At 70.5% G+C, this 16,995-nt stretch carries 15 protein-coding genes and 1 tRNA gene; 7 read left to right on the top strand and 9 right to left on the bottom strand.

What is annotated here, in order from left to right:
* Positions 1-273: 273 nt before the first annotated feature.
* Together I6J71_RS42150 and I6J71_RS42155 are read right to left on the bottom strand one after the other, a co-directional pair.
* The gene (locus tag I6J71_RS42150) at positions 274-1,479 is read right to left on the bottom strand and encodes a glycosyltransferase 87 family protein (protein WP_204091948.1); all 1,206 of its coding nucleotides are present in this window, start codon (positions 1,477-1,479) and stop codon (positions 274-276) included.
* Positions 1,480-1,627: 148 nt separating this feature from the next.
* Positions 1,628-2,323 carry a LysR substrate-binding domain-containing protein gene (locus I6J71_RS42155; protein WP_204091949.1) on the bottom strand — a complete coding sequence of 232 codons (696 nt, stop codon included), beginning with the start codon at positions 2,321-2,323 and terminating at the stop codon, positions 1,628-1,630.
* A gap of 36 nt (positions 2,324-2,359) precedes the next feature.
* Here I6J71_RS42155 and I6J71_RS42160 point away from each other — a divergent pair, with 36 nt between their 5' ends.
* A complete protein-coding gene (locus tag I6J71_RS42160) occupies positions 2,360-2,725 on the top strand; it encodes a DUF5997 family protein (protein ID WP_204091950.1) in 366 nt (121 codons plus the stop codon).
* 196 nt (positions 2,726-2,921) lie between these two features.
* Here the strand turns inward: I6J71_RS42160 and I6J71_RS42165 are convergent, their stop codons facing one another.
* Positions 2,922-3,194, bottom strand: a complete 273-nt coding sequence (locus tag I6J71_RS42165) for a hypothetical protein (RefSeq protein WP_204091951.1) — start codon at positions 3,192-3,194, stop codon at positions 2,922-2,924.
* Positions 3,195-3,323: 129 nt separating this feature from the next.
* On the opposite strand from I6J71_RS42165, the gene I6J71_RS42170 reads away from it, so the two are divergent.
* The 4 genes from I6J71_RS42170 (at position 3,324) to I6J71_RS51480 (ending at position 5,801) form a co-directional block, all read left to right on the top strand.
* Positions 3,324-4,115: a metalloregulator ArsR/SmtB family transcription factor gene (locus I6J71_RS42170; RefSeq protein WP_204091952.1), complete on the top strand. Its 792-nt coding sequence runs from the start codon at positions 3,324-3,326 to the stop codon at positions 4,113-4,115.
* Positions 4,112-4,699 (top strand): dihydrofolate reductase family protein, encoded by a 588-nt coding sequence (locus I6J71_RS42175; protein WP_204091953.1) that lies wholly within the window; start codon positions 4,112-4,114, stop codon positions 4,697-4,699. Before I6J71_RS42170 ends, I6J71_RS42175 begins: the two co-directional genes overlap by 4 nt.
* Positions 4,700-5,026: 327 nt before the next feature.
* Positions 5,027-5,099 (top strand) — tRNA-Lys (locus I6J71_RS42180).
* Between the two features lie 378 nt (positions 5,100-5,477).
* Positions 5,478-5,801 (top strand): transposase, encoded by a 324-nt coding sequence (locus I6J71_RS51480; protein WP_204091954.1) that lies wholly within the window; start codon positions 5,478-5,480, stop codon positions 5,799-5,801.
* 489 nt (positions 5,802-6,290) lie between these two features.
* Here I6J71_RS51480 and I6J71_RS42190 read toward each other — a convergent pair whose 3' ends face one another.
* The 3 genes from I6J71_RS42190 to I6J71_RS42200 form a co-directional block, all read right to left on the bottom strand.
* Entirely contained in the window at positions 6,291-7,289 is a 999-nt protein-coding gene (locus I6J71_RS42190) for a WxL protein peptidoglycan domain-containing protein (RefSeq protein ID WP_204091955.1), read from the bottom strand.
* 83 nt (positions 7,290-7,372) lie between these two features.
* On the bottom strand, positions 7,373-8,941 hold the full coding sequence (locus I6J71_RS42195; RefSeq protein ID WP_204091956.1) for a metallophosphoesterase family protein: 1,569 nt from the start codon (positions 8,939-8,941) through the stop codon (positions 7,373-7,375).
* A 122-nt stretch (positions 8,942-9,063) separates the two neighbouring features.
* A complete protein-coding gene (locus I6J71_RS42200; protein ID WP_204091957.1) occupies positions 9,064-10,254 on the bottom strand; it encodes a HupE/UreJ family protein in 1,191 nt (396 codons plus the stop codon).
* A 175-nt stretch (positions 10,255-10,429) separates the two neighbouring features.
* Here I6J71_RS42200 and I6J71_RS42205 point away from each other — a divergent pair, with 175 nt between their 5' ends.
* Entirely contained in the window at positions 10,430-11,083 is a 654-nt protein-coding gene (locus I6J71_RS42205; RefSeq protein WP_239154219.1) for a hypothetical protein, read from the top strand.
* 52 nt (positions 11,084-11,135) lie between these two features.
* On the opposite strand, the gene I6J71_RS42210 is transcribed toward I6J71_RS42205, so the two are convergent.
* A complete protein-coding gene (locus I6J71_RS42210) occupies positions 11,136-12,014 on the bottom strand; it encodes an SDR family oxidoreductase (protein ID WP_204091958.1) in 879 nt (292 codons plus the stop codon).
* A 41-nt stretch (positions 12,015-12,055) separates the two neighbouring features.
* Positions 12,056-12,799, bottom strand: coding sequence for an SDR family oxidoreductase (locus I6J71_RS42215; RefSeq protein WP_204091959.1), 744 nt, complete (start codon positions 12,797-12,799; stop codon positions 12,056-12,058).
* 275 nt (positions 12,800-13,074) lie between these two features.
* Between I6J71_RS42215 and I6J71_RS42220 the strand changes: the two genes are divergently transcribed.
* The gene (locus tag I6J71_RS42220) at positions 13,075-16,419 is read left to right on the top strand and encodes a phosphodiester glycosidase family protein (protein ID WP_204091960.1); all 3,345 of its coding nucleotides are present in this window, start codon (positions 13,075-13,077) and stop codon (positions 16,417-16,419) included.
* Positions 16,420-16,517: 98 nt separating this feature from the next.
* Here the strand turns inward: I6J71_RS42220 and I6J71_RS42225 are convergent, their stop codons facing one another.
* Positions 16,518-16,895 carry a DUF427 domain-containing protein gene (locus tag I6J71_RS42225; RefSeq protein ID WP_204091961.1) on the bottom strand — a complete coding sequence of 126 codons (378 nt, stop codon included), beginning with the start codon at positions 16,893-16,895 and terminating at the stop codon, positions 16,518-16,520.
* Between the last annotated feature and the right edge of the window lie 100 nt (positions 16,896-16,995).

Genomic DNA, 16,995 nt, shown 5'->3' on the forward strand with positions numbered 1-16,995 from the left:
AACAGAGCAGCCGGTTCACCGGCTCGGCCCTCTGCCCTCCGCCGCAATGTGACAGATCGGCCCGGTTCTTCACTCGATGCGGTCGGCAAATTGTTCTGTTTCGTGATTATGAATTCCGTTCGGTATTCACGGGAAAACCCGCCGTACAAGCGGGCATTCGTGCGGCGGGCCGGGTCCGAGCGGGGCTCAGCTGCTGTTCGTGCTCCTTGGTGCTCGGCCACGCTTGTGGCGCTTTCGGCAGGAACCCCGGCGCGGCGCGGACGGTCCTGGGTGTCATCTCGATTGCAGCGCGGGTTCCGCCACGGTGGCCGGCTGGGTCGAGACGAGCAGCCAGGTGACGAGCCCGAGCCCGAGCAGGAGGTAGGAGTCGCCGACGAGGTGTTCCCAGGGCGACCAGCCGAGTTCACGCAGGTGGTCGGACGGGAGGAAGCCGTGGGGTGCGGTGATGAAGACGGCGGTGACCACGGCCAGCATCGCGCCGCCGCGGATCGTGCGGACGCGGGCGGCGAGGATCAGCAGCGCGGGCGCGACCCAGACCCAGTGGTGCGACCACGAGATCGGCGAGAGGACGAGCACGGCCGTCGCGTTGACGACGAACGCGAGCGGGCCGTCGACGCGGCGCATCACGACCACGGCCGCGACCAGGACGAACGCGGAGAGGGCGAACCACGCGACGTCGTGCGCGAAGGGCGCGAGGGCGAGGCGGTTGAGGGCGCCTTCGATGGTCTGGTTGGTGGCGTAGGGCGAACCGCTGAGCCCGCCCGCGCCGGTGAGGCCGCCGTGGAAGAAGTACTCGACGGAGGCGCGCGGGTCGACGAGGAAACCCAGCAGGGTCGCGCCGGCGCCGGCGAGCACGGCGTTGCGGGCGGCGCGGAAATCCTTGGTGAGCAAGAAGAACAGCAGGAACCCGGCGGGTGTCACCTTGATCGCGGCGGCCAGGCCGACGAGCACGCCGCGGGGCCAGCGCGGGTTGGGCGTAAGGCAGTCGACGGCGACCAGCGCCATGAGGACGAGGTTGATCTGTCCGAAGTAGATGGTCGAACGCACCGGTTCGAAAGCCAGCGCCGCGACGGCGAGGCCGGTGGCGGTGAGCGCGGCCGGTTTCGCGCTCCAGAGCCGCCGGACCGCGGCGTACAGGGCGGCCCAGAGCGACGCGAGCGAAACGAGGTCCATGAGGACCGACGCCACGGACAGCGGCGGGAGCGTCATCACCATGAACACGACGGCGGCGAACGGCGGGTAGATGAACGGCAGCGGGGTGCCCGTGGTCGGGACGGGGAGCGGGCCGTAGAGGTCGTCGCCGCGGAAAACGGCTTCGGCGCCGAAGCGGTAGATCTGCAGGTCGACGGAGTCGAGGTTGCCGACGAGGGCGACCACGGCCCCCGTGACCAGCACCGCGACGGCGGCGAAGACCAGCTTGCGGTGCGTGGCGGCGCGCACCCAGGTGGCTCGCGCGTGCAGCCACCTGCCGAAGTTCATGTCCACAATCACCTCGTGTCCCGGTTCGGTCGGTCCGGGGTCCGAGCCTGGCGGGAACCGGGGTCGTCTTGATCACCTGAAGGGCCGGGGTGGCGTGGCCGATCGGCCGGGGATCGGTGGGGAGATCCGGCCGAACGGCCGAGGCGGACTACTTGCGTCTACCCCGTCTGGGCAGCGATCTGGGTTTCCGCGGCTGCTTGGCCTGCGGTTGTTTCGGCTGTTTCGGCTGGGGTGCGCGGCCGCGGGTGCTGTTGACCGTGCGGCCGCGGACGATGCCGATGAACTGCTCCATGAGGTCCGTCGTCTCGTCTTCGAGCCAGGACAACGCGACGCGGGACTCGGGGACGTCGGTGATCGGCCGGTACGTGAGGTCGCGGCGGTGGTGCAGGCGCGCGAGCGACATCGGCACCACGAGCAGCCCGACGCCGGCGGCCACGAGCTCGATCGCGTCGGCCGTCGTCGCGGGCCGGTGGCCGGCGACGGTGCCGGGCGGGCGGGGCCAGTCGAGGGTGTCGTCGTGCGGGTGGAGGAGGACTTCGCCGGCGAGGTCGGCTGTGGTGATCTCGTCCGCCGCCGCGACCACGTGGTCCTTGGGCACCACGACGACGGTGGTCTCGGTGTAGAGCGGGATGGCGTGCAGCCCTTCGCGGTCGACGGGGAGCCGGAGGAGCGCGGCGTCGACTTCTCGGTCGTGGATCTTGGGCCTGGCCTCGGTGTTGGTGACCTGCTCGAGGTGGAGCGGTACGCCGGGGTAGCGCTCTTCCCACGTGCGCACCCACTTGCCCGGGCTCACACCCGGGACGTAGCCGAGCTTGAACGAGGGCGGTACGTCCGGGCCGGTCACGGGGCCAGGTTACCGACGGTCGTTACGCTGGGCCCCATGACCTCGCGCCCGCAGACGATGAAGCCGGCCACCGCCGCGAAGAAGCTCGGCATCTACCTCCCGGCGACCCCCGAGTCCTTCCAGTCGGGCGTCGTGTCGCGGGACGAGCTGAACGCGCTCCAGTCGGACCCGCCTGAGTGGCTGCGCTCGCTGCGGCAGAACGGGCCCCACCCGCGTCCCGTGGTGGCCGCCAAGCTGGGCATCTCGATCGGCGGCCTCGCGCGGGCCGGCCTCACGGACGCGCTGACGACGGCCGAGATCGAGGAGATCAAGGCGTCGGCGCCGTCGTGGCTCGAGCACGAGCGCGCGACGCAGGCCGAGGTGCGCCGGGAAGCAGCTCGGTTGAAGGCCGAAGGCCGCTGATCACGGGAGCTGCTTCAGCCGGTCCGCGATCTTGACGGACAGGCCGTACAGCACGCGGGAAACCGTGTCGTTGTCCTCGTACGTGTCGGCGGCGGACGACGAGATGGTCACCTCGGGCCGGCCCGCCTGGTACCTCAGGTGCGGTTGTGCTGGCCCACCGGAATGAAGCACACCTTGCCGTCGCCGATCTTCGAGGTCACGACCACCGGCTTCCCGGCGACGTGCGGGTGGTCCGCCGAACAGCCCGCGTTGTCGCCCGTGCGGATGCGCAGGTCGGCCCGGAACTGTTCGCCACCCCGGAAGTACTGCTTTGGTTCTGCTGCAGGCGCGGCGGCTGCGTGATGTGTGTCGCCGGATCGCGGCCGGTGTCGCCCTCGAACTGGTACTGGCTGATCACGAGCGGCACCGAGCCGGGCTCGCTTTTGCCCCATCCGAGCACATCGACGACTCGGGGCACGACCAGCCCCACCGCGGCCGGCGTTCCCCTCGATCCGCGGAAGCAAGATCGACTTCAGGCCGACAGGCGATTTGTGCAGGCCAGAGCCTCGTCATAGATATTCCTTGACAAGAATATTCACCTTGGGGAATACTTCTCCTCGTGAACGAGATCGCAGCGGTGCTGGGTGACGAGGCGCGATGGCGCATCGTCGGGTGGCTGGCGGAGAGGCCGAGGTCCGTGGGGGAGCTCGTGGAGCTCACGGGGTTGCGGCAGCCGCAGACAACGAAGCACTTGCAGGCGCTCGCGAGGGCCGGCGTGGTGTCCGTGGCGCCACTCGGGCAGAAGCGGGTGTACGCACTCGAAGCGGAGCCGCTGCGGGAGTTCGGGCTGGAGATCGGCGAGCTGGTCCGGAAGGCCGAGGCGCAGGCGGGCGAGCGGGACGTGCTCGCGCGCTACCAGGCGGCCCTCGACGCCGAGACGGCGGCCGCGGTCCGGGAGCGGTGGGCGGACGGACGGGAGTTCTCGTTCGAACGCCTCGTGCCCGCGCCGCCCGACGTCGTGTGGCGGTACTGGGTCGAGCCGGAAAAGCTGGCGACCTGGTGGGCGCCACCGTCGCTGGCGGTGGTGGAGGTCGTCCTGGATCCGCGGCCGCACGGTGACGCGGTGCTCGAGTTCCGCGACGCCGAGGGCCGGTACCGTTCGGAAGGCCACGTGCAAGAAGCCACGGAGAACGAACGGCTCGTGTTCGACCTGGCCGTGCTCGGCGACGCCTCGTACACCGCCGAGTACGACCTGGAGCTCGACGAAGTCCCCGAAGGCACCCGGCTGCGGCTGGGGCTGCGCATCACCGACACGACCGTCGAGGCGGCGCCGGCCATCGCCGGCATCGAGACCGGCTGGGGGCAGGTCCTCGACAACCTCACCGAAACCATCAAAGGAGCACAGAGATGACCCGCAGAGTTACCGCCAACATCAGCCTCACCCTCGACGGCCGCTACCACGGCGTCGGCGGCCCGGGCGACCTGGCCGCGATCATCCCGTACGCGACCACCGAGGTGGCCCGCAACCACCTGGCCCGCCTGCACGAAGGCGCCACCACGGCCGTCCTCGGCCGCCTCAACGCCGAGGGTTTCCTGGGCTTCTGGCCGTCCGTCGCGGGCGATGACAACGCCGACCCGCGCGACCGCGGCTACGCGAAATGGCTGGTGGACACGGAGAAGGTGGTGCTGTCGAGCACCCTGACGGACGCTCCGTGGCCCCGAGCGCGCATCGTCAACGCGCCCACCGCCGACGTCGTGACCGAACTCAAGGCCACCGGCACGGGCGACATCCTCGTGAACAACAGCACGACCGTGATCAAAGCCCTCCTGCAGGCCGATCTCCTCGACCGCCTCTACCTCATGATCACCCCCGAAATCGCGGGCGGCGGCAGCCGCCTCTTCGAAGACGGCCTCCCCGCGACGAAGTGGAAGCTGTCGCTGCACGAGACCGGCGACTTCGGCGAGATGGCGATGGTCTACGACCGGGTCCGCTGATCCCCTGTGGACGGTCCGCCGCACCTGGGGAGCTCCGAGCGGCGAATGGGCCCGCCGGCCGATGGGCTCGCCGGCCGAGCCGCGCCTCCGGGGTCGAAGGCCGATCCCGGAGGACCCGCTCGCCGGCAACCACACAGCGATGCCAACGCCTCGCGCGGGTCGTCGACGTCGCCCCCTCGCCCAGGACCAGGCCGCCTCCCCCGCGACGTGACCCGACTCGCCCACGTCCTCCTCGCCCAGGACCAGGCCGCCTCTCCGGCGACGTGACGAGGATCAACGGGGTTGCGCTGCCGATCGAGCGACCCGTGCCCGCTAAACTAACCCTGCGGGCCGCTAGCTCAGTTGGTAGAGCAGGAGACTTTTAATCTTCGGGTCCAGGGTTCGAGCCCCTGGCGGCCCACTCGTTTTCGCAGGTCACCTCCGCGTTGCGCGCGGCCGGGGCGCCCCGGCCGCGCGAGTCAGGCCGGGGAACTGGGGCTGCATCGAGCAGGGGTGGTCGTCGTGCCGCCGGGTCTTCGATCGGCATCCGTGATCCGCCGCAGAGGACGGGCGCACGTCATGGTTCTCGAAGCAGCAGATCGAGCCGCGGTAGTCGGACCCGACGAGCCACAGCGGCAGCCGGTCGGCTAGGACCATGTCTGGCAAACATGGTGCGTGGCAGCTCGGATCCTTCCGGTTGTGTCGCGGTTTCAGACGCTGTCAGACGAGCAGTGGGTGTTGATCGAAGCGTCTGCTGCCGGTAGGCGCGGTCGTCTGTTTTTCGGATGCGCGGGCGTCGGTGGAAGGGATCATCTACCGGTCTCGGTGTGGGATCGCGTGGCGGGATGTGCCGACCGTGTTCGGTCCGTGGCAGGCGATCCGGACCTGGCACCGTCGGCTGGCCGGCGAGGGGACCTGGGACGTGGTGGTTGCCGCGTCCGCTGACCGCAGCAGACGCGGCTGGGCTGGTGGATTGGGCGGTGTCGGTGGATTGGGCGGTGTCGGTGGATTGGGCGGTGTCGGTGGATTCCACGATCGCGCGGGCACATCAGCACGCCACCACCATCGGGCGTGCCGCAGGGGGTGGGTCGAACTACACGGAAATGCCGAGCGAGCCGCCTGATCACGCGGTCGGCCGTTCCCGTGGTGCTGGAGCACGAAGATCCATCACCTCGCCGATGGGAACGCCGACCACCGGTAGCTCTGGTCGGTCCTGGTCAGGATGCTGACGCGCCGATGTTCCCGCACCTCATGGGACATTTGCACGTCGCCCGTGTCGGACGCGGCCCGGGCCCGGCCCGACCGCGCCCGCGGCAACCAGGCCTACTCTGCGGACGCGATCCTCGGTTACCTACGCGCCCCGGGACCGTCGCCGTGATCCCCGAACCCGCTGACCAGGCCGGACACCGCAAACGCCGTGGTTCCCAAGGTGGCTCCCCACCCGGGTTGGACCCGGCCGGCTATCGCTGCCGCAACGTCGTCGAACGACGATTCAACCTGCTCAAGCAGTGGCAAGGCCCGGCCACCCGCTTCGACAAGCTCGCCCTCGTCGATCAGTCCGCGGTCTTCCTGCATACCGTGATCACCTGGACCAAGGCATTGTCAGCACGCCCTAGTTCCCGGCGGTGGCAGAGACCTCTTCCGCCGCCTCGGTGTCCACTTCGGTCTTCCGGTGGCGGCGGCGCGCGAGGAGAACGGCAGCGAGCGCGCAGACGACGACGAGAACGATCAGGAGCGTCCACGGCACGGCCCACCCGCCGGGGCTCGAGGCGACGGCGGGGAGCGGCGCGGTCGAGCCCGAGGCGTCGGTGAGGAGCGGGACCACGGAGACGGCGGCGGACAGGCGCACGGCGGGCACGACGCCGTGGACTGGAGCGGCGACGTGCCAGGTTTCGCCCGGTAGGAGCTGCGGCGAGTCGGGGATGGGGACGGCCGGGGTGGCGAAGGTGCCGAAGGGGCCGGTGACGGAGGCGGTCTGCCGGGCCGCGGTGATGGCGTTGCCCGTGTTGCGGATCGTGTACGACAGGGTGGCTTCGCCGGTGCCGAAGGGGTTCGGGGTGCCCGAGTAGTCGACGCGCGCGTCCTCGACGGACAGCTGCGGGGTCAGGGCGCCGCCGACGCGCAGGCGGATGCGGAGGCCGACCCGGCGCTCGACGTCGCCCTGCTGCACCGAGGTGACGAGGCCGCCGAGGTGGTCGCCGGCGGTCGCGTCGGGCGGGATGGTGAGGGCGAAGGGCACGTCGGCTGATTCGCCGGGCTCCAGCGTCACGTGGTCGGCCGCCGGGTGCACCCACGCGCCCACGCCGTACGAGCGGGTGCCGTGGGTGACGAGGTCGAGCTGCCCGGCCGCGGTCGTGAACGCGTCCGCGCTGTACACGGCGAGGTCGAGCGGCGCGGTGCCACGGTTGGTGACCACGAGGCCGTCGCGCACCTGCTCCCCCGGCTCCGCCGTGTAGCTGTAGTTCGCCCGGTCGGCGCCGAACTCGTTGGCCGCCGTGCCGACGGTCCACGGCACGTCGCCCTGCGCGGCCGCGGGAATCGGTGCAACGGCGGCGAATCCGGTGGTGGCGAGCAGAACCGCGGTGGCGAGGTGGGCGAAGGTACGGCGCATCTGGAGGTCCTCGGGTCTGACGGGAAGGGACGGTGGGGACGGGCACCCGCGGGCACCCGTCCCCACCGCGAACAACGAGTGGCTCAGCTCAGCGCGGTGAGGGTGGAACCGCTCTGGCCGGACTGGCGGGTCCAGCACGGGTCACCCTGGTGACTGCCACCGTGGCCGTGGTCGTCGTCGTGCCCGTGGCCGTTGCTCCGGTACGGGTGGATGACCACCTTGTCCACAGTGGACCCGACCGGCTTCGCCTGGGTCGCACCCTCGTCGGGGCCGCACCACGAGACGTTGCCGCGCTCCACCGCGGCGTTCGGGGCGGCGCAGGTGCCGCTGCGCACGTCCTGGACCACGAGCTTGTCGTCACGGACCTCGACCTTCACGTACGTGCGCACGTGCTCCTGGTTCTCCACGGAGTTGGCCCAGTGGTTGTCCGGGTTGAGCGGGTCGGCCCCGTAGTTCGGGTCCTTCGTGGTGTCCGGGTCGGTGAGGTCGTAGTACTTCGACCCCGACGCGGAGTTCGCCGTCACGTAGACGACCCCGCCCGGGCCCTGCGCCACCTGCGTGGCGCCCGGCTGCTCGGCCGGGTTGGCCTTCTTGCCGTTCTTGATCACGTAGCTGCGGGAGTAGCTGTGGTCGTGCCCCTGCAGCACCAGGTCGACCCCGAGGTTCGAGAACGCGGTCGGGAAGTCCTGGCGGCGCAGCTGGTTGTCGCCGTCGTTGGCGTGGTCGGCCGGCGAGTAGATCGAGTGGTGGTAGACGAGCACCGTGTACTTCGCCTTGGCACCGTGCTTATTGATGACGTCGGTGACGTACCCGATGTGCGCGTCGTCGGCACCGTTGGCGTAGGCGTTGCTGTTCAGGTCGATGAACAGCACGTCCTTGTAGGTGAACCAGTAGTCGCCGCCGGAGCGCGTGTCGGGCGTGCCGTTGTAGAACGGCGCCGAGCGATCGGTGTTGGGCGTCCAGAAGTGCTGCTCGTAGGCCTTGCCGCCGACGTCGTGGTTGCCGATGGTGGCGGCCCACGGGTACTGGCGCAGCTTGTCCGAGCCGAGGAACGCGTCCCACTGGGTCTCGGTGTTCGCGCTCTCGACCTGGTCACCACCGGAGACGAGCAGCTCGGCGTTCGGGTTGGCGGCCAGCGACACCTTCAGGGTGTCGGCCCACCCCGCGCCGTCCTTGGCGGTGTCGCCCGAGGAGCCGATCTGCGGGTCACCGTAGAACAGGAAGTCGAAGTCGCCCTTGAACTCCTGCGTCTTGAAGGTGTAGGTCGGCGACCAGCTGCTGCCGGACCCGACGCGGTAGGAGTAGCTGGTGCGCTGCTTCAGGCCGTCGATGATGGCGTGGGCGTTGAACCCGCCGTTGACGGTGTTCGCGGCGACGGTGGCCGGGAACTCCTGGGCGGTGCGCGGGAACTGCCCGTGGTCGAGGCGATTGGTGGGGACGACCTGCACGACCTGGGCCGCGCCGGTCGAGGAGTACCAACTGACGACGCGCTGCGACTCCTCGGCGCCGACGCCGAGGACGATGCCGGACGCCGTCGAGGCCGTGGGCGCCGGTGCGGCGACCGCCGAGCCGCCGGAGAACGCGACGGTGAGGCCGAGTGCCGCCGCGGTGACACCGAGGGCGAGGTGCCGCCCGGATCTGGAAGGTTTCATCGGATTTGCTTCCCTTTCGGGTCATTGGGTCGAGAAGACCGGTTGGTAGCGTTTACGGCTTCGATGTGCGGTAGGTGAACAACGCCCGAAGGGGCGGTAGCCCGGTCTGGAAGAACTCGCGGTCAACCCGCGGCGATCCGCTCGACGAACCACGTCAGGCCCATCACCGAGACCGCCGCCGCGATCAGCCCCGTCGTCCACTGTGGAGCGGCGAGCGACCGGCGGCGCACCAGCACGAGCAGCGGGAACACGATCGCGATGATCGCCAGCTGCACCACCTCGATGCCGAGGTTGAACACGAGCAGTGACCACAGCAGCGTCCACGACCACGCGGTGTCGATACCCAACGCCGAGGCGAACCCGAGCCCGTGCGCGAGACCGAAGCAGAAGACCACCGCGAGCCGGATCCAGCCGGCCCGGTCGAGGCTCAAGTGACCTTCGCCGGCCAGCTCGAACTCGGCGGGGTTCGACCGGCGGCGCCACAGCCGCCAGAGCGGCCAAGCGGCGACAACGGCGATCGACAGCGCGATGAGGGGTTCGATGATCGCGGCGGGCACGGTCACCAGACCGAGCGCTGCCAGCACGAACGTGACGGAGTGGGCGAGCGTGAACGTGGTCGCCGCCAGCACGATCTCGCGCAGGCGGCGGGAACCGGCGATGAGCGCGAGCAGGAACAGGATGTGGTCCAGCCCGGTGAGCAGGTGTTCGGCGCCGAGCCGGAAGAACTCCCAGAACCGCGCGCCCACGGACTGCTGCGTGGAGAACGACCGCTGGTTCGCGTCGAGGACGGCGCCGCCGGAGGTGAGGTCGAGGTCGTAGGTCACGATCGTCTTGGTGTCGCGGACGTAGCCCTCGGAGTCGGGGAACAGCGTGCTGTGGACCTCGTGGGCGTCGGCGCGGTCGCAACGGTAGTCGAGCGCGAACACCGCGTACGGCACACCTTCGCGTTGCTCGATGCGGAAGGCGCCGTCCGTTGCGGGGGCGCACGGGGTTTGTGTGGTGACCTGGAAGCGTTCGGTGACGTACTTGACGATCGTGGCCGCGTGGGCGTCGAGCGCCGCTGCCTGGGCGGCCGGGTCGTGGGCGTCGAACGCGGCGGTGCCCTGCCGGAACAGCGGATCGTCGTGCTCGTAGTCGGCGGCCGAGACGACGAGCAGGTCGTACTCGAGGCCGAGTTCGGCGCGGACGTGCCCGGTGCCGGGTGAGGTGACGTCGACGTACGCCGTCGACGAAAAGCCGTGGGCGAGCGCGGGTGCGCTGCCGGCGAGCAGGGCCAGCGCGGCGAAGGCGAGGACCACGAGCACTCGGGGCATGAACTTCCCCTTTCCGTTGTCCGACGCACCTTGCTGGGCGCAAACGAACAACGGGCAGAGGACGGGCGAACAGGCAGCGACCGGATTCTGACGGAGAAAGGCCGCGGAGCGGAAATCCGGCGCCGATCGGGTAGGAAGGACGCGACCCGCTGACTTCCCGGGAGGACGATCCGGCTTGCGTTCACGAGTTCTGGCCGTCGGCGCGCTGGCCGCCGCGCTGTTCGCCGGGTGCGGCGCGGACGACGACTGGTCCGGCCCGCACGCCGTGCCGGCCGCGGTCGGCGTCCTGGGCCCCGGCTTCACCACCGCGCCCCCGACACCCGAGGCGACGATCACGCCCCGGCCCGGCTCCTGGGACGAGGTCCACCCGGCGCCGGGCTACCGCGTCGTGCTGCTGACCGCCGGCGACGACGCGCAGACCGCCACCCTCGTATCCGCCGTGCGCGACTGGGCTTCGGCTGAGCAGGTCAGCCTGAAGACGGTGAAGGCCGACGACCCCGGCCAGTACACCGATCGCATCGACGAGGCGCTGCGCCTGTCCCCCGACCTCGTCGTCGCGGCCGGCAGCCGGCTCGTCGACGCGCTGACCCTGGTCACCGCAAACCACCTGCGGCAACAGTTCCTCGTGCTCGGCGCCGAACTCGCCGAACCCACCGCCAACGTCACCGCCGCCAACTGGCCCGGCGCCACCTTCCGCGGCGAAGGCCTGACCACTTCCACGGGCTACGACCCGGCGTCCTTCACACCGGTCCGCGCGGCGGCCGCCGTGCGCGCGGGCGTGGCGAGCGTCCTGAGCGGACTGACGGGGATCGTGATCCGGCTCGGTTAGCCCACGCGGACGGGGGAGGGAAGCCAGGCTCCCGTCCCCCGTCCGGAACAGTTCACGCCTGCACGGAAAGCAGGTCCTGCAGTTCGATCCGCGTCAGGAACTCCCGGCGGATGCGGTCGGCGACGTCGGAGGCCTCTTCGGAACCGTCGTCGGCCGGGTCGATGTGGACGCGGTACGGACGTTCGCCGCGGGGCAGAGCCACGATGCGGGCGATCTCGTCGGAGACGAGGGACGCGTCGGCGTTTTCGGGGGCCAGCGCGGCGAGTTTGCCGGCCACCTGCTCCACCAGGCCGGCGTACTTGGCTTCGTACTCGGCCTCCACGGCGGTGTCCGCGGGGTGGCCCGAGTGTGCGAAGTGGTTCGTCCCGGACGTGAACGAGCCGGGAACCACGATGGACGTTTCGACACCCCAGCGGGCGAGTTCGGCGGCGTAGCTGACGGCGAGGGAGTCCATGCCGGCCTTGGCGGCGAAGTAGGGGGCGAGGTAGGGCGGGGTGCCACCCTTCACGCTGGAACTGGAGACCCACACGACAAGACCCTGGCCGCGGTGGCGCATGCCCGGCAGGACCGCGCGGTTGACGCGCTGCGTACTGAGCACGTTGACGTTGTAGAGCTCCGCCAGCTGCTCCGGCGTGAACGCCTCGGCGGGCCCGGTGACCATGTGGCCCGCGTTGTGGATCAGCACGTCGAGCTCACCGATCTGCGCGACGGCGGCGTCCACGGAGTCCTGGGAGTTCACGTCGAGCTCGATCGCGCGCAGGTCGACGCCGTGGTCCTCGGCGTACTGCGCGGCGGCTTCGACCTGGGGGGCGTTGCGGCCGGCCGTCTCGCGCATGCCGGCGTAGACGGTGTGGCCTTCGTCGGCGAGTGCGCGGGCGGTCAGCGCGCCGAACCCGCTGGAGGCACCGGTGATGAGGATGGTCTGGGACATGGGAGTTCTCCTTTGAACGGATCGCGCCTGGTGGCGGTGGGTCAGGCGATGGCTCCGCCGTTGACGTAGAGGACCTGGCCGTTGACCCAGCGGGCGGGGCCGGCGAGGAAGGCGACGGCTTCGGAGACGTCTTCGGGCAGGGCGAGGCGCTCCAGCGGCGGGACCTTGGCGAGGCGGTCGATGACTTCCTGGGGTTTGCCCTCGAGGAACAGCGGGGTCGCGGTCGGGCCGGGGGCCACGGCGTTGACGGTGATGTCGCGCCCGCGCAGTTCGCGGGCCAGGATCAGGGTGATCGCGTCGACCGCGCCCTTGGAGGCGGCGTAGGCGGTGTAGTCGGGCAGCGCGAGCTTGGTGACCGAGCTCGAGAAGTTGATCAGCGCGCCGCCGGGGCGCAGGCGGCGGGCGGCCTGCTGGTCGACCACGAAGGTGCCGCGGATGTTGGTGCGGTGCATGCGGTCGAGCACGTCCAGGTCGAGCTCCACCAGCGGGGACAGCAGCATGATCCCGGCGGTGTGCACGACCACGTCGATCCCGCCGTAGCGCTGTTCGGCCGTGTCGAACAGGGCCGCGACCTGGGCGTCGTCGGCCACGTCGGCGCCCGCGGCGCTGGCCACCCCGCCGGCGGCGGTGATCGCGGCGACGACCTGTTCGGCCCGGGCGGCGTTGCCGGCGTAGTGCACCAGCACGTGCATGCCGTCCGCGGCCAGGCGCTCGGCCACGACCCGGCCGATCCCGCCCGAACCTCCGGTGACGATCGCGACGCGCGGGGTGGTGGTCTCAGTCATCTCAGTCTCCGTATCAATGTTTCGCTTTGTTGGTACCAACGTTACAACGCGATTCGTATCCGCGCTAGAGGCAATCCGTATCACCGCTATGAGATACGTGACGGTGGTACGAACCTTGCTACGGAGACAGTCGGCCAACCCGTCCCCTGCCGCACTCCTCGTTGCCGACCTGGGGACATTTCGTTGTCACGCAGCGGTGCTGGGCTGGGCGGGCACGCCCCTGTGCACCGGAACGAGGAGTTGTCTTGACAAGGAGCCGAAGAAGCAGCGCGGTCGTGGCCGCGTTGCTCGCGGGAAGTGTGGTCGCCGTCGGCGCCACCGGCACGGCGCACGCGTCGGCCGCGCCCCAGCCGTGGCTGCCGGCCACCCCCGCCAACTGGAGTCTCGTCGTCGACCAGACGAAAACGCCGCCGACCACCGTCACGCGCGGCGTGACGCAGTACTCCGAGACCTACGACACCGTCGGCGGCCGCCAGCACACACAGGTGCTGGACGTGAACCTGGCGGACCCGAACGTGCGGCTCGGTGTGGTCGAAGCCGGTGACGTGATCACCAACCCGGCCGACGAGACGGTCAGCTCGATGGCCGGCCGCACCCACGCGGTCGCGGGGGTCAACGGCGACTTCTTCGAGATCAACGCGAGCGGCCGCCCGCTCGGCGGCGTCATCACGAACGGCAAGCTGCTGAAGAGCCCTCGCCCGAACTTCAACGCCCAGCTCGGCGTTCGCGCCGACGGCACGATGGTGCTCGGCCCGCAGTCGTTCACCGGCTCGATCACCGACGGCGCCACCAGCACGAAACTGACTTCTGTCAACGTTCTCAACGACGTCGCGACCGGCGGTATCACCGAACTGACCCCGGACCTCGGCGGCGCGACCAGCCTGCCCGCCGGCACGCTGGTGCTCGGCCACGAGACGAAGCCCGGCACGCTCGTCGTCGACTCCGTGCAGACCGGCGTCACCGCCGCGCCCGCCCTGCCGACGGGCCGGCTCGGCCTGCTCGGCGGCGGTGCGGGCGCGGCGTGGCTGTCGGGCACCGTCCACGTCGGTGACTCAGTGACCGTCGCGACTGACACCGGTGGCCTCAGGCAGCTGCTGTCCGGCTCGACCATGCTGGTCAAGGACGGCGCGGTCTACGACGACCCGACCGGCAACCCGCCCGGCGGTGTCAACCCCGAGACCGTCGTCGGCGTGAGCAAGGACGGCAAGCGCACGATCATCGCCACGCTCGATGGCCGCCTCGGCGCGAGCACGGCCGTGGGCGTGAGCCCGGCGCAGGTCGCCGGCTACATGGTGGCCCACGGCGCGTACAACGCCGTGCTCTTCGACGGCGGCGGCTCGACCGAGATGGTGGCCCGCAAGCCCGGTGACCCGGCCGTTTCGGTGATGAACAGCCCGTCGGACGGCCACGAGCGGCCGGTCGCGAACGGCCTTTTCCTCTACTCCACCGAACAGGCTCCCGGTCTCGCGCGCTCCGCGGTGCTCAACGGCGGTCAGGGAGTGGACACCGTGCCCGGCGCGACCGTCCCGGTACCCGCGTACGGCCTCGACTCGCTGGGCAACCCGGCGCGCGAGAAGGCTTCGGTGCAGGTCGTGCCGTCGACGCTCGGTTCGTGGCACGACGGCCAGTTCACCGCGGGCCGTGCCGGCGTCGGGGTGCTGATCGCCCGCGCGGGCATCGCGGTCTCCGTGCAGCCGCTGCGCGTGGTCGACCGGCTGGGTTCGCTGCGGGTCTCGCCGGCCGATCCGGACCTGAACAACGGCGGGACGCAGACGTTCACGCTCTCGGGCTCGACGTCGACCGGCACCGCTGTGGCCATCCCCGCGGCTGCCGCGACCTGGTCGGTGAGCGACCCCGCCCTGGGCGGCGTCGACGGGTCCGGCGTCTTCACGGCCGCCGCGACCGGCTCCGGAGTGGAGAAGGTGACGGCGAAGGTCGGCGGCGCCACGGCGACCGCGACGGTCGCCATCGGCAGCGTTTCGCAGGAGCTCGACGACTTCAGCGACCCGACGGCCTGGAACCTGCGCAACACCACGGGTCAGCCGGTCACGATGGTCGCCGCTCCGGGCGTGGTCCCGCCGGGTTCGACGGCGGCGGCATCGACGCAGCTGACGTACACGATGCCTGCCGGTTCGGGCGTGAAGCAGCTCGTGCTGTCGCCGAAGTCGACGATCACCGCGGGCGCCAACGCCGACGGCCAGAACCCGACCGGCATCGGTGTGTGGGTCAAGGGCGACGGCACCGGCATCCAGCTGGCCGAGTCGTACCTCGGCATCGACGGCGCCACCACCACGCTGTACCCGACCACGGTGACGTGGAAGGACTGGCGCCTGGCGATCGCGACGCTGCCGCCGGGGCTGAACTTCCCGCTGCGGATCAGCTTCGTCGACTTCCTCACGATCAATCCCAGCCAGACGACGTCGGGCACGCTGAACGTGAGCGGCCTGCAGGCGCTGTACTCACCGCGTCCGCCGGTGACGCCGCCGTACCAGGCGATCCCGCAGAACCCGTCATGGCTGAAGTTCTCGGAGAACGCCGCGGACTTCTCGCGTTCGGGCTCGACGATGCTGCTGGGCGACGACGCGCACCTCGTGGCGAGTGACCCGGGTTCGGCGTCTTCGAACGTCATGGACGCGATCAAGGCCCGGCTGCCGCAGCTGCCGGCGCAGGCGCGGCCGTCTTCGGTGCAGACGCTGGGCGACATGTCGGACGACGGCCAGCCCGCGGACCTGCAGTACGCGCAGTCGAAGATCGCCGCGCTCGGGCTGCCCTATCACGACGTGGTCGGCAACCACGAGATCAGCCAGGGCTCGCTGCCGGAGAACGGCAACTTCGCCCAGGTCTTCGGCAACACGCACTACGCGTACCAGGCCGTGGACGCGCAGGTGATCGTGACCGACAACTCGCACGGCAGCCTGCAGTCGGCGGACGCCTTCCAGGTGCCCGCCGAGCCGCAGTACCCGTGGCTGGTCAAGCAGCTCACGGACACCACGTCACCGACCGTGCTGGTGACCACGCACATGCCGGCCTACGACCCGCACCCGGTGGCGAACAGCCAGTTCAGCGACTGGTGGGAAGCGCGCATGTACGTGCGGCTGGTGCAGCGCTACCAGCAGACGCACCCCGACAAGCACGTCGTGATGCTGTACGGCCACGCGCGCGGGTTCGCCGACCAGGTCATCGACCCGCTGGGCAACCCGAGCACCCCGGCCGCCGGCGGCATCCCGCAGCTGACGATCGCGGATCTCGGCATGCCGGCGTACGCGCCTTCGGACGAGGGCGGCATCTACCACTTCGTGCTGCTGCACACCGCTCGCGGTGACGTGCAGTTCTCGGTGGAGCCGGTGCTGTCCTCGATCGCGGTGACGGTGCCCGCCCTGCGGGCCGGTGCGTCCGGCACCGCTTCCGCCATCGGCGCCGAGGTCGGCGGGGACAACCTGCCGGCCACGACGATGCCGATCGCCGACCCGGCCTCGCACGTCTGGTCGTCGAGCGACCCGAAGGTGGCCACGGTCGACGCGAAGACGGGCAGGATCACGGCCCGGCGCGCCGGCCCGGTCACCATCTCGGTGGCCAGCGGTGGTGTGACGGGTTCGGCGCAGCTGACCGTGATGCACTGAGTTCCGGTGCGGGCGGGGTCTCAGCCCCGCACCCGGGCTCAACAGGCCGGGCGCGCTCCGTGGGGCGCGCCCGGCTTTCGCTCGTCAGCCGGGGTGTGTCAGGCCGAGGTCTCCTCGATCGACACGCGGTTCGGGTAGAACGCGAGGTGGTCCTTGATCGGGGACACCGCGTCGTACGGCTCCTCGTACGTCCACACCGCGTTGTCGCCGGCCGAGCCGACCGCGGGGAGGGAGTAGTACGACGCGTCGCCCTTGTACGGGCAGTACGTGTGGTGCTCGGTGCGCGCGAGCGCGCTGAAGTCGACGTCTTCGCGCGGGATGTACTGCACGGCCGGGTAGCCGGCCTCACGCAGCACCTGGGCGCGGGTGGTGTCGGCGATGACCGCGTCGCCGAGCTTCACGACCACGCGCGCCGCGTTGGGTTCGACGGTGATCGGGTGGTCGGGGCCGGGGATCTTCTGCGCTGCCTGGGACATGGTCTCCTCGTTCCGCTCTGGCGACGGCTTCTCCCTTGCACAACCGCCAGAGGCCGGTGACCCTTCCCGCCGCGGTCCCCTCACCGGCGAGAATCAGCCC

Origin of the sequence: Amycolatopsis sp. FDAARGOS 1241, assembly GCF_016889705.1 — a bacterium.
Taxonomy (GTDB): Bacteria; Actinomycetota; Actinomycetes; order Mycobacteriales; family Pseudonocardiaceae; genus Amycolatopsis.